Here is a 12,449-nt window from a genome sequence, read left to right as displayed (position 1 = left end):
CGCCTGCTGCGCACGGCGCAGACGGGCTTCGTGCTTCTTGAAGCTGGACAGCGGCGCCAGATAGCTGCCGTCGCTCAGCGTGGCAAAGCGGGCAATGCCCATGTCGATGCCGATAGCACTGCTGGACTGCGCCATGGGCTGCGCGACTTGGCGCTCGGTCTGGATGCTCACGAACCACTTGCCACCCGATTGGCTGACAGTGGCATTCCTGACAGTACCCAGCACATCACGGCTGTTGCGGTAGCGCAGCCAGCCCAGCTTGGGCAGGAAGATGCGGCTGTTGACCTGATCGAGCTTGATCTGCTTGGCGTCGGGGTAGCGGAAGCGATCCCGCTGGCCCTTCTTCTTGAAGCGCGGGAATGCCGCTCGCTTGGCGAAGAAATTCTTGTAGGCCCGCTCCAAGTCCTTGAGCGCATGTTGCAGCGGATGCACGGGCGCATCCTTGAGCCACGGCGTTTCGCTGCCGTTGCGCCAGGCGGTCAGTTCCTTGGCCATCGCCACGTAGCCGATGAACTTGCCGCCCGCTTCATGGTTGGCTTGTTGCATCGCCAGCGCCTTGTTGTAAACGAACCGGCAGGAACCCGCGAAACGCGCCATCTGGCGTGTTTGCTGGCCATCTGGCCGAAGTTCGTATTTGAAGGCTTGGAGGCGTTGCATGGGCATAGTATAGTTTGGTCTATGAACAACGACAACGATATTCGCCAGGGTAGACACTGCGTTTTCCTGATGCACGTTCACTTGGTCTTTGTGACCAAGTATCGGCGCGACGTCTTCACCAAAGAGATACTGGACGACCTGCGCAGCATCTTCGCCAGCGTCTGCGCCGACTTCGAGTCGCAGCTATCTGAGTTCGATGGCGAGGATGACCATGTTCACCTGCTGGTGAACTACCCTCCCAAGGTTTCTGTTTCGGCGTTGGTCAACAGCTTGAAGGGCGTATCCAGCCGAATGATCCGCAAGAAAAACCACCCCAGCATTCGCCAGAAGCTGTGGGGCGGCGCGTTATGGTCGCCGTCCTATTTTGCCGGTAGCTGTGGCGGTGCGCCCATCGACGTCATCCGCCAGTACATCGAACAGCAGCGGACGCCGCACTGACCACCCAAAGGACGGCTCGCCGTCCGCGCTATCCTTCCCCGCCCTGAAGGGGGAGGTTTGCCGCGCACCTGATCAAGGCGGATCACCACAAGCCACATAAAATAAGGCCACAAAAAATAATACGCCCCGGACCGCCCGAGCCGGCGATAATGTAGCCCGGCAGGGGCCGCACGTCCTGCGCGCCAGGTTGTGCCGCCCTGCCGTGTGCACATGGTCCAACAATCTCGCCCCAGGAGCCCGCCTTGCCCACCCCCGCCCAGATGACTTGTGTCGAAGACTTCCGCCGCCTGGCCATGCGACGTGTACCACGCATGTTCTACGATTACGCGGACTCGGGCTCATGGACGGAATCCACATATCGCGCCAACGAAACCGACCTGGAGCGATTGAAGTTCCGACAGCGTGTGGCCGTGAATATTGAATCGCGCAATCTGCGCACGTCGATGATAGGCGAAGATGTTGCCATGCCAGTGGCGATCGCTCCCACCGGCCTGACAGGCATGCAGCACGCGGACGGCGAGATTCTAGGAGCCAAGGCGGCCGAGGCCTTCGGCATCCCCTTCACACTTTCCACGATGAGCATCTGCTCGATCGAAGACGTGGCTGCGCATACGTCGCGGCCGTTCTGGTTCCAGCTCTATGTAATGCGCGACCGCGATTTCATCGGCCGCCTTATCGACCGCGCGCGCGCCGCCGCCTGCTCGGCGCTGGTGCTCACGCTCGATCTGCAAGTCATGGGCCAGCGCCACAAAGACATCAAGAACGGTTTATCGACGCCGCCCAAGCCCACATTGGCCAATCTGCTGAACCTGCTTACCAAGCCGCGCTGGTGCATCGACATGCTGGGCACACAACGCCGCGGCTTCGGCAACATCATTGGCCACGCCAAGGGGGTGTCCGACGTCGGCTCGCTGTCGGCCTGGACCGCCAGCCAGTTCGACCCAACACTGAGCTGGAACGATATCGAATGGATCAAGAAACGCTGGGGCGGCAAGCTAATCCTGAAAGGCGTAATGGATGCCGCCGACGCGCGCATTGCCGCCCAGTGCGGTGCAGATGCGCTGGTTGTCTCCAACCATGGCGGCCGCCAGCTCGACGGCGCACCATCGTCCATCTCCGCCCTGCCGGCTGTAGTTCAGGCCGCAGGCAAGGATATCGAGGTGTTCGTGGACGGCGGCATCCGGTCTGGGCAAGATATTCTGCGGGCCGTCGCGCTGGGCGCGCGCGGCACGATGATCGGGCGCGCGTTCTTGTATTCACTCGGCGCCATGGGGCAGCCGGGTGTGCAGCGCTGCCTGCAGATGCTGGCGAACGAATTGGATGTGTCCATGGCATTTTGCGGGCACACCGACATCCGCAAGGTTGACCGGTCTATCCTGGTCAATGGCGATATCTTCGATTAGCCGGCACCACCCTTCAGTACCTGCGCGATATGCGGGCGCCCGGATTCGGGTGCCGGCAGCGGCGCTGTAGCCTGCATGGTGGCCAGCGACCGCACCGCCAGGTCTTTGTATTGCTGCGTACCCATTGATTTGCGCGCCACAGCGGCGTCATCGAGCTGGCGCACCACTTTCGCAGGCGCACCCATCACCAGGCTGCGCGCAGGGATCACCATGCCAGCTTTGACGAAAGCCATGGCACCCACGATGCTTTCCTCGCCCACGTCGGCCTGATCCATCACCACAGCATTCATGCCCACCATCGCATTGCGGCCGATGCGACAGCCATGCAACACCGCACCATGGCCAATATGGCCATCTTCTTCGATGATGGTGTCGTTTTCGGATACGCCGTGAATCACACAGCAATCCTGCACATTAGAGCCAGCGTTCATCACGATGCGCCCGAAATCCCCGCGCAGGCAGGCGGCAGGGCCCACGTACACCCCCGGCCCGATGATGACGTCGCCGATCAGCACTGCGGTGGGATGGACGAACGCAGAGGGATCCACCACGGGTATCACCCCGTTGATGGCGTATACAGTGATCATGCGGGCGTCTCCTGGTTATGATTGCACCAGTCGCTAGTCTACCCGCAAGCCCATTTTCTTCGTCAAGGCGGCAAAACGCGTGATGTCGCCCTCGATGATTTCCTGGAATGCCGCAGCGCTGGTTGTCGTGGTGGCATAGCCGACCGCCCGGAGCCCAGCGACCATGCCTGGGTCACGCATCACGTCAGCCACTGCCTGATTCAAACGCTCAATGACTGCATCGGGTGTTGCAGCGGGCGCCAGCAAACCGTGCCACTGGTCCAACGCGTAACCAGGATACCCAGCCTCGGCAACCGTGGGCACCCGCGGCAGCAGTGTGGATCGCGCCGGCGAGGTTACCGCCAACGGCCGCAGCGTCCCCGCATTGATAAGCGGGATCGCGCTTGACGCGGTAATGATCGCAAAATCGACATTGCCTGCGGTAACGGCCGCCAGTGCGGGGCCACAACCTTTGTAGGGCACATGCAGCCAAGCGGCCTGCGCACGTTCCATCAACATTTCGCCTGCAAGGTGCTGAGGCGTGCCATTGCCGCAACTGGCAAAGGATGGCGCGGGTCGCTCCAGATCACCGCGATCTTCGAGCGCATTGCCCAGGTCGGACCAATGTGCGTTGGGCTTGGTCACCAATACAGAAGGCACATAGGCCACATTGATGACGCCGCGCAGGTCATGCACCGGATCGAAACCCAACTCGCGGAAGACACCCGGATTGATCGCGTAGGAACTATTGACGACCAGCAGGGTATAACCATCCGGGCGGGCACGGGCAACCCAATTGGCGCCGATATTGCCGCTGGCGCCAGCGCGGTTTTCGACAATCACCGGCTGGCCCAGGACAGACTCCAGCCGCTGGCCCAGGCGGCGCGCCAGCGTGTCGGTACCTCCGCCGGGCGGAAATGTCACGACCAAGGTAATAGGCCGATCTGGAAATACATCGTGTGCCCCGGCACCGACGGCTTGGCCGCGCGACTGCACGGCGCCCACCATCGCTGCAAGCGCCAGCGCGCCCGCACCCAGGGCCACGCTCACGACTCGCAAGGCTTTGCGCGGACGCGACGGGGTACGTTTCACCTCAGGCATACTCGGCATCCAGGCCGATATCAAGCACCGGCGCACTGTGGGTGATCCAACCCACAGCAATCAGGTTGACGCCCGTGGCGGCCACGGCGGGGGCGGTTTCAGCAGTGATTCGCCCCGATGCTTCAGTGATTGCACGGCCATCCACCCGGCGGACCGCCTCGCGCAACATATCGGGCTCCATGTTGTCCAGAAGAACAGCCTCGACATTCAACGCCAGCGCCTCGTCGAGCTGTTCGAGCGTGTCCACTTCAACCTGGATGCGCACCATATGGCCAACATAAGCGCGCGCGCGCCGCACAGCTTCAGCCACGCCCCCCGCCACCACGATATGGTTGTCCTTGATCAGGACGGCATCGTCCAGCCCGAAGCGGTGGTTGCTGCCACCACCCACGCGGACGGCATACTTCTGCACTGCGCGCAGGCCAGGCGCCGTCTTGCGCGTGCAACTCACACGGGTACCGTACGGGCGGATTGCGTCTGCAATAGACGCGGTTGCCGTGGCGATGCCGCTGAGATGGCACAACAGGTTCAACGCTGTACGTTCGGCGCCCAGCATGGCCCTGGCATTGCCCTCAATGATAGCGATATCGTCGCCGGGCAACAGGCGCGCGCCGTCTTCGCGCAGGGCGGAAATCACCACATCGGGGTCCATGGTACGGAACGCAATGCGCGCCAGGTCCAGGCCTGCAAGCACACCATGCTGGCGCGCGGCAAGCTTTAGGCGAACGCAGACATGCGCAGGCACGATTGCGTCCGAGGTCAGGTCGCCTGCCCGGCCCAGGTCTTCGCGTAGGGCATCACGCACCAGCGGCTCAAGCATGACAGCGGGCAATGGCGGCACGACCACCTGTTGGCCGGTGCTCAAAGAGGTGTCGAGATCAATTATGCTCATTTTGAGTATTAACTGGAAAATAAAAACGAGCAGAATGGCGCATCCTGCCCTACAGCATCACCAGCCTAGGCTGGCTGATTACTTATGCTAGCAGTGAGCATAATTGATCGTCAAGCGTGGATGTTGCATTTCATGCACGGTCAAGAGCGAACCGAATCCGTATCACTGGGTTCCAAACGCTCAGAGGCCGGAATAGAGGCGGAGTACGTGAGTTATGAGCCGTGCGCTCCACCCAGCGGAATGACGATAGCGCTAACGCAAGATCAGCGCGCCAGCGGCAACTTACTGCCAGCGATTGCACGCTCGCGCATGACGTCGCCACGAAACTGGAACAGCTTGGCCGGCCGGCCCGCCGTACCGCGCGCCATGGCGCCGGTTTCCTCGACCAGCGCCTGCTGCTCGATGAAACGCCGAAAATTCTGCTTGTGCAGGCTGCGGCCCGCCACAGCCTCGAAGGTTTGCTGCAGTTGCAGCAGCGTGAACTCGGGCGCCATCAGTTCGAACACCACAGGCCGATAACGGATCTTGGCGCGCAGGCGCGCCATGGCAGTGGCAAGAATACGACGGTGGTCATGCAGCATGACGTCCCCCGGGATAGGCTGCGGCAGCCCCTGAACGCCTGCTTCCAGGCGCTGACGCGCCTCGGGCACCAACCCGGCCTCGAATAATAGCTCGTAGCGCTGCAGCACGAGTTCTTCGTTCCAGTCATCATCCTCGCGGCCAAAGGTGTCGACGACACGCTGACGGCGCTGACGACGTGCGGCGGCATCGTCAGGCGCCTCGCTCCAGCCAAGCAAAGCGGGCCGGATCTGATGGGTGACCATGCCCGGCGTGCCGCCGCGCCAGTCTTCCCAGGGAAAATAACGGTACCAATCCTGCCAGTTGCCGGTGTCCAGTTCTGCATCGCCGGCCAGGGTGGCGGGATCGCGTTCGCAGGTAAGACCCAGATAGCTGACAGAAATCACACGCTGCCCTTCGCGGTTGGCGCGGTCGCGATCGGCAAAGGTATACAACTGCTCGATATAGCCGAGCGGGTGGTGCGTTTGCGCCTCGACCCAGGCCCTGAGCCCAGCCTGCAATGATCGATGCGATGATTCAAGCGGGCCGGCCGGCAAGGCGTGGCTGTTGCCACGAACCAGCACGCGGGGCTGCCCCTGGCTGACGGCAACCAGCACGGCGACGAGCTCGGCATGCACGGCTTCGGCAGGGTGTAGAGGAGACTGGGTATTCTGCAATGGCACAGACATCGTCGATGGAGGGAAAACAGCATTATAGGTAATGGCGTGCGCGCAACATATGCTCCAGCATGCATGCCATGCCGGCGCCCTGCGATTGAAGGCGCCTGCAAGGTTGTGTTAGGGTAACGAGATATTTCGGTGCCTGACATTCACGGCAGCAATGCCCTTTTGCCTGCCGGCCGAACCTCCACGATGCTATCAATAAGAACCAACCCCTCTCCACTTGCCCGGCCCGCGCGCCTCGCGCTGCTGTCATTGGTGGCGTTAGCCGCTGGCTGCGCCACAACACCGCCCCAGAATCCCGAAAATATCTGTGCGATTTTTCGCGAGAAACCCGACTGGCACGATGCAGCGTTGGCAACGCAACGCAAATGGGGGGTGCCGCCACAGGTCGCGCTGGCCGTGGTTTACCAGGAATCCAGCTTTCGCCATGACGCGATGCCACCGCGCCGCTATCTGCTGGGGTTTATCCCTTGGGGTCGAGTCAGTTCCGCTTATGGGTATGCGCAAGCCAAAGATGAAACCTGGAGCGACTACAAGCAGGAAGCGGGCAGTTGGCTGGCCAGTCGCGATAACTTCGGCGACGCCCTGGACTTCATGGGCTGGTATATGAACAAAGCCCAGCGGCTGAATGGCACCTCGAAGTGGGACGCGTACAACCAGTACCTGAACTACCACGAAGGTTGGACGGGGTTTCGCACCCGCAGCTACGACCGCAAGGCCTGGCTCAAGCGCGTGGCCGGGCAAGTGCAGGCCCGCGCCGAGCGCTTTGGCGCACAGTACAGGTCGTGCAAAACTGATCTTTGACGAGACAGCAGCCCTTCACCTGCAACGCTGCTCGCCGCCCCTGGTTGGCCAGCCCCTCTGGAAACAGGCGTGCGGCGTCGCGAACACCAACCGACGACGCCGCGCTATGCAGCCGCAAGACGCAGCAGCCCCCTACCCCGCGCCCGCTACGCCGCTGACCTGCGGGCCGCGCGGGCGGCAAAGGCGTCGTAGCGTTCGATCAGCTGCTTCGCCTGGATCACGACGGGCATATCCACCATCCGCCCCTTGAAAGTGCAGGCCGCCCTGCCGGCGGCCTTCTGGGCTTCGAATTCGACCACCAATGCACGTGCCTCTTCCACTGCTTCGATGCGCGGCGAGAACTCCTCATTGACGATCTCGACCTGCTTGGGATGGATACAGAACGCCGCATCAAAACCCAGACCGCGGGCGCGCCGGATCTTGTCGCGAAACACGCCTTCGTCATTGAAATCGGCCACCGAGCCAACGAAACCAATAGGCACGATACCCGCACCGCGGCAGGCCGCCACAGCCAACGCATTGGGGATGTAGAGTGAATCATCGCTGACCGCCATGCGCATCGTGGCGGCAAGGTCTTCCGCGCCAACAATCAGGCCGCACATCCTTGGTGCGCGGGCGATATCGCGCATGTTTTCCAGGCCCTGCGGATCTTCAACCATTGCGATCAGGCGGGTGTGGCCAATGGGCAACCCTTTCTCGGCCTCGACCTCGTCCAGCACCTCGCCGATATAGCGGATATACGAGGCATCAGGCACCTTGGGCAGCGTTAATGCGGCCACCGACGCACACACCGAGTGCTCGATATCGGTAAGCGCCATGCGCCACGGCCGATTGATGCGCACCACCACATCGAAACCCGCCTGCACAAAGCGCGGCGCCACCTCGGCCACTTTGCGGCGCGCCATTTCCTTGTCCTGTGGCGCTACACTGTCTTCGAGATCGAGCTGCAGAACGTCGGCACTGCGCCGCATTGCGCTTTCAATGAAACGGTCGCTGGACGCCGGCACGAATAGCAACGAACGCCAGAGATTGATATCAGCCATGATTACTTCCTCGTCTATGTCGACATAAGTTACGGTTTTCGATTTTTTTTGTGCTGCCTGATCCAATGCCCCACGCGGTATCGGCTAAGCGACCTGAGCAAACCATAAGACAGCCGTGCTTTTTCGGTGCCAATCGGCAGGTCGGGCGGCACATGCATCCAGGACGATTTCGAATACGCGAGAATCTGGTCTGGATAAACACTGCGATGCCCGATGACCAAGTAAGCCGCAATGCTCGCCCCCGCCACATAGACGGTGCCCGCCACCCCGCCAAACAGCTCTACCCCCATCAGGATAGCAGCGACGGGCGTATTGGACGCCGCCGCAACCACGGACACCAACCCGACCGCCGCCCCCAGCGCGGGGGTGATCCCCAACAACGGCGCGAACGCGCTCCCGACCATTGCCCCGATGACGAATTGGGGCGTGACGATACCGCCATAGAAACCGGAGCCCAACGTTATCGCCACCAGCAGCGCCTTCCAGAAAAACCCGAAATACGGGGAGGGCTGGCCATGCAACGCATTGTCCATCATGGGCAGACTCAAACCAAGGTAGTCGGTAGACACCAACAGGGTAAGCAGCGCAAGCAGCAGCCCGCCCAGCAAAGGCATGAGCGGCGGCCAGATATTGAAACGATTACGCAGCGCCGTGAAGCCCGAGCGACTGGCCCCCACCAGGTCGACGAAAATCCACGCCGCCACACCGCAAAGGATGCCGATAATGATCGTCTTGAGAAAAACTATCTCGGAGAACGTAGGTAACAACCCAAGATCGTAGTGTTCGTACGGGATTCCCCACATTTTGCTGATCTCGAAAGATGCGACCCCCGCGATGATGGCCGGAAACAGAAAATCGTGCCGAATTCGACCGATTGCCAGCACCTCTACGCCATATATAGCGCCCGCGATCGGTGTCCCGAATACGCTGGCAAAACCGGCGCTAACACCGCAGGCCACCAGACGCTTTTGTACTTCCGAGTTCACACCCAGTACCCGGCCCAATCCCGAGGCCAGGGTACCGCCGATATGTGAACATGGGCCTTCCTTGCCCGCTGAACCGCCCGAGGCCAGGGTGATGATGGCGGCCAATGGTTTGATCGGCAGGGTTCTGAACGGCATATGGCCGCCTTGGCTGTGCACGGATGCAATGACAGAGTCTTTGAGGCCGGTTGTATTAAGGCGAAGATAACCATAATGCAGCAATAGCCCATTGCACAGACCGCCCAGCGGCAACAAAATCATTGTTAGCCATGGTGTAACGCCTGCGGTTTTTCCAGAGGCAAAGAAAAGTGCGTGCAGGAACAGGCTCGTGCCCGTGCCGACGATGATACCGGTGATCGTTGCCAGGACCACCCATTGCACGACGGTCGCGAGCATGACGGCGAGCTCAATGTAGTCGAAGCGGCGCATGCGTCTTGGAATTCATGTGAGCCGATCATTCTAGCGTGTTTCGGGCGACGCCCTGGCGCGCCGCATGCGAGTTTCGGGAGACACCAGGCACATCACTTGCTGACACTGGGCGGCCCAGCGTCACAAGGAGTCCATCATGAACGCTTCAAAAACCCCGCAACGCGAACAGGCACAAAACGACGATACTCGCCGCGAAGAGCAAAAAAGCCACGGTGACCAGCAGAACCGCAGCAAGAAGGACGGTCACACCAGCCAGATCGGCTCCAGCCAGGATCAACTGAGCCAGCGCAATCGCGGCCAGGGCGCGCGCCGCCCCTGAAGGCGGTCGATGCAGGAACACAGGCCCGCCGTGTATAAGCCTGCCCCCTGACCTGCCCGGGCAGGTGCTCCAGCGATCAGGTGCCGAATTGCGCCAGACCAGATGAACACCCCGGAGATATCAATGAAGATCCTGGCAATCGCCGCACTGTTGCTGACGCTGGGCGGCTGTGTCGTCTATGACGATGGCTATTACCGCCATCACTACTATGGCGGCGTGTATATCGAACCGTACGATGATTGGTATGTTGAGCCGTATCGGCCATACCACGATTGGGGGTGGCATCACCACCGCGGCTGGCCATGGCGCCATCAGCGGCGGTGGCATGATGACTAGGGGCTCTTCATCGTTAAAGGGAGACAGCGACATTCATTAAACTCGTTTTTGCAAAGAAACACGTGCATCCATTGCCAGCAAGAGGCGGTACGGATTAAAGCGACGCACCCGCGTACGCTCAAGCACACTCGCCAGGGCAATCAACTGATGGTGCTGCACCTGGCCGTACCCAAGTATCACTGCACCGACTGCAATCGCTATTTTCGCCACCGTTTTGCGGGCATCCGGCCCCGGCGCCGAGCCACCGAGGCGTATCGCCTGGAGGTCTTCGAGGCCCACGATGGGGGCGTGAGCCAACGCCAACTGACGCGCACGCACCGGATCGGTAGCGCCACCGTCGAGCGCTGGTACCAGTCCTTTATCAAGCAACGGGTCTCGGAGCTCTCTGGCCGAGCCTGCCCACAGGTGCTGGGTATCGATGAGCACTTCTTTAGCCGCAAGAAGGGCTACGCCACCACGTTGGTCGATTTGAAGCACCACAAGGTGTTCGATGTCGTGCTGGGGCGCTCAGAGGCAAGCTTGCGCAGCTATTTGAAGCGATTGCCGGGCAAGGAGCACGTGCGCGTCATCGTGATGGTAACGCGGCACCCGTGGCTTGATCCTGGCAAGGGTTAATTCCACCAAACGAGCAAATCTAACCGACCCGCGCCCAGGCACCTGTTTGCCGGCCCCCAGTTGGTAGGCACTCTGGATGGTCAACAGCACAGCATTGCCATCCTTGCGCATGACGTTGAAAAAGACGCCGTACTGGGCGGCCACCCCGTCTACCGCTTGCATATCGATGGTCACATAGTTATCAGCCTTGGCAAAACTGCACCGCCTTTCAGTCAAGGTACGGGCGATATCAGGTAACTGCCAGGACAAGGCATATCGATCAGGGCAAAAGCTGCGGATTTCACGGGCATCGCGGTACAGATGGCTGTCATCATCACCATCAGCACGGGCACGGGTAAAGCAATGCATGGCGAACGCCACGCGTATTTCAACCTCGACCGGCCCCGCGCTGTGGTTAACGGCCAACGTATAGCGAAATGGATGTAGATGGTTCAGGGGGTACGCCTTGCCCGCTCCGTCAACGTGCGGCTTCCAGCGCATCAAATTCGCCCCACTTGGCACCGATCAATTCGCCGGTGCGCACGAAAGTGAGCGCCATCAGTTGAAGGGGCCAGCCGGGTATGCTCACCGCCCACATAACCGTCCATGTCCCGCAACAACTGCGGCAAATCTTTGGCATCCAGGCGCGCATAGTTGCGCTTCTTACGTGCGGGCAAAATGTCAGATGGCTGAATATCGGCCACCGGGTTGCGCTCGGCCAAGTCGTGGGCCACCGCATAACGCATGATTTGGCTGCACTTCTGTAGCTGGCGCTTGGCGATGTCCAGCGCGCCCCGCGCCTCGATAGCCTTCACGCAGTCGCGAACCTGGGCCGCCGTCAGATCGCCAGCCGGCACCCTGCCCAATGTCGGCAATATAATATCCAGTTCCAAGCGGCGCCAAACGTCCTTGGCATGTTTGGGCGTCTTGCCGGGTTTCCAGTGCTGATGCCATTTTTCGGCTACCGCTTTAAAGGTCACGGTATCAGTCTGCTTTTCCGCCTTGCGTTCAGCCATTGGGTCGATGCCCGTAGCTAGGACGGCCCTGCCCTGTCTATGCAACTCACGCGCCTGGGCGAGTGATACATCAGGGTAAGCGCCAAAACTCATTAAGCGCTCTTTGCCACTGTGGCGATACTTCCAACGCCATAGCCTGGAACCCGCCGGAGTCACATAAAGGAACAGCCCGCCGCTATCGGCCAGCTTGAACGCAACGGGCCTGGGGGCGGGCTTTCTGTCGAATGGTGGTATCGGATAAGGCCATTTTGGGGTATCCAAACTGAAGATTTAGCAGATACCCCCCAATATACCCCCCCGCTAACGCTGTATGTCCATACACTGTCGTATACGGCCATAGATAATAAAAAACCCGCAATGCGTTTAAACATGCGGGTTTCTGTGTTGTGATCCACTGTTGTGGAAAATGAATTGGCGGAGACAGAGGGATTCGAACCCTCGATACGGGTATAAGCCGTATGCTCCCTTAGCAGGGGAGTACCTTCAACCTCTCGGCCATGTCTCCGAATTCAAGTCCGGTATTCTAGCATGATATTTTGGCATTCTGCATGGAACGCGGGCCATGCTTGCGTGTGCGGCTTGGTGTGGATTGGACACGCGCCGCAGCGATCATGCGGACGGCCGGCA

The 12,449-nt window shown here is 60.6% G+C and carries 15 protein-coding genes and 1 tRNA gene; 6 read left to right on the top strand and 10 right to left on the bottom strand.

What is annotated here, in order from left to right:
* Positions 1-657, bottom strand: a 657-nt coding sequence (locus LOL23_RS14205; protein ID WP_237173772.1) for an RNA-guided endonuclease InsQ/TnpB family protein, incomplete at its 3' end; no start/stop codon positions are given.
* Between the two features lie 21 nt (positions 658-678).
* On the opposite strand from LOL23_RS14205, the gene tnpA reads away from it, so the two are divergent.
* Both tnpA and LOL23_RS14195 read left to right on the top strand, forming a co-directional pair.
* Complete coding sequence (gene tnpA, locus LOL23_RS14200) at positions 679-1,095, top strand: IS200/IS605 family transposase (protein WP_237173771.1); 417 nt, start codon at positions 679-681, stop codon at positions 1,093-1,095.
* 260 nt (positions 1,096-1,355) lie between these two features.
* On the top strand, positions 1,356-2,498 hold the full coding sequence (locus LOL23_RS14195; protein ID WP_160979348.1) for an alpha-hydroxy acid oxidase: 1,143 nt from the start codon (positions 1,356-1,358) through the stop codon (positions 2,496-2,498).
* Here the strand turns inward: LOL23_RS14195 and LOL23_RS14190 are convergent.
* From LOL23_RS14190 to LOL23_RS14175, 4 genes are all read right to left on the bottom strand, one after another.
* Complete coding sequence (locus LOL23_RS14190) at positions 2,495-3,085, bottom strand: phenylacetic acid degradation protein PaaY (protein WP_160979098.1); 591 nt, start codon at positions 3,083-3,085, stop codon at positions 2,495-2,497. The genes LOL23_RS14195 and LOL23_RS14190 overlap by 4 nt on opposite strands.
* Before the next feature lie 33 nt (positions 3,086-3,118).
* Complete coding sequence (locus LOL23_RS14185) at positions 3,119-4,072, bottom strand: tripartite tricarboxylate transporter substrate binding protein (protein WP_237173780.1); 954 nt, start codon at positions 4,070-4,072, stop codon at positions 3,119-3,121.
* 85 nt (positions 4,073-4,157) lie between these two features.
* Positions 4,158-5,057, bottom strand: coding sequence for a carboxylating nicotinate-nucleotide diphosphorylase (gene nadC / locus LOL23_RS14180; protein ID WP_237173770.1), 900 nt, complete (start codon positions 5,055-5,057; stop codon positions 4,158-4,160).
* A 263-nt stretch (positions 5,058-5,320) separates the two neighbouring features.
* Complete coding sequence (locus LOL23_RS14175) at positions 5,321-6,304, bottom strand: NUDIX hydrolase (protein WP_160979092.1); 984 nt, start codon at positions 6,302-6,304, stop codon at positions 5,321-5,323.
* A gap of 183 nt (positions 6,305-6,487) precedes the next feature.
* On the opposite strand from LOL23_RS14175, the gene LOL23_RS14170 reads away from it, so the two are divergent.
* Positions 6,488-7,102: a transglycosylase SLT domain-containing protein gene (locus LOL23_RS14170; RefSeq protein ID WP_160979090.1), complete on the top strand. Its 615-nt coding sequence runs from the start codon at positions 6,488-6,490 to the stop codon at positions 7,100-7,102.
* 146 nt (positions 7,103-7,248) lie between these two features.
* Here LOL23_RS14170 and LOL23_RS14165 read toward each other — a convergent pair whose 3' ends face one another.
* On the bottom strand, positions 7,249-8,145 hold the full coding sequence (locus LOL23_RS14165; RefSeq protein WP_160979088.1) for an HpcH/HpaI aldolase/citrate lyase family protein: 897 nt from the start codon (positions 8,143-8,145) through the stop codon (positions 7,249-7,251).
* Positions 8,146-8,174: 29 nt separating this feature from the next.
* Complete coding sequence (locus LOL23_RS14160) at positions 8,175-9,557, bottom strand: chloride channel protein (protein WP_237173769.1); 1,383 nt, start codon at positions 9,555-9,557, stop codon at positions 8,175-8,177.
* A gap of 136 nt (positions 9,558-9,693) precedes the next feature.
* Between LOL23_RS14160 and LOL23_RS14155 the strand changes: the two genes are divergently transcribed.
* The 3 genes from LOL23_RS14155 (at position 9,694) to LOL23_RS14145 (ending at position 10,827) form a co-directional block, all read left to right on the top strand.
* Positions 9,694-9,876 carry a hypothetical protein gene (locus LOL23_RS14155; RefSeq protein WP_160979086.1) on the top strand — a complete coding sequence of 61 codons (183 nt, stop codon included), beginning with the start codon at positions 9,694-9,696 and terminating at the stop codon, positions 9,874-9,876.
* Between the two features lie 123 nt (positions 9,877-9,999).
* Positions 10,000-10,212, top strand: a complete 213-nt coding sequence (locus tag LOL23_RS14150; protein ID WP_160979084.1) for a hypothetical protein — start codon at positions 10,000-10,002, stop codon at positions 10,210-10,212.
* Positions 10,213-10,260: 48 nt separating this feature from the next.
* On the top strand, positions 10,261-10,827 hold the full coding sequence (locus LOL23_RS14145; protein WP_237173768.1) for a transposase: 567 nt from the start codon (positions 10,261-10,263) through the stop codon (positions 10,825-10,827).
* Here LOL23_RS14145 and LOL23_RS19200 read toward each other — a convergent pair.
* The 3 genes from LOL23_RS19200 to LOL23_RS14135 all read right to left on the bottom strand — a co-directional run bounded on the left by LOL23_RS19200 (position 10,720) and on the right by LOL23_RS14135 (position 12,327).
* Positions 10,720-11,307 (bottom strand): YjaZ family protein, encoded by a 588-nt coding sequence (locus LOL23_RS19200; protein ID WP_500797217.1) that lies wholly within the window; start codon positions 11,305-11,307, stop codon positions 10,720-10,722. The genes LOL23_RS14145 and LOL23_RS19200 overlap by 108 nt on opposite strands.
* Positions 11,307-12,083 carry a tyrosine-type recombinase/integrase gene (locus LOL23_RS14140; RefSeq protein WP_255772772.1) on the bottom strand — a complete coding sequence of 259 codons (777 nt, stop codon included), beginning with the start codon at positions 12,081-12,083 and terminating at the stop codon, positions 11,307-11,309. The genes LOL23_RS19200 and LOL23_RS14140 overlap by 1 nt, the downstream gene beginning before the upstream one ends.
* A 151-nt stretch (positions 12,084-12,234) precedes the next feature.
* A tRNA-Ser gene (locus LOL23_RS14135) sits at positions 12,235-12,327 on the bottom strand.
* Positions 12,328-12,449 lie beyond the last annotated feature (122 nt).

The organism is Paracandidimonas lactea, from assembly GCF_021653995.1.
Classification (GTDB): Bacteria; Pseudomonadota; Gammaproteobacteria; order Burkholderiales; family Burkholderiaceae_B; genus Allopusillimonas; species Allopusillimonas lactea.
This window is presented reverse-complemented; position numbering and strand designations above follow the sequence as displayed.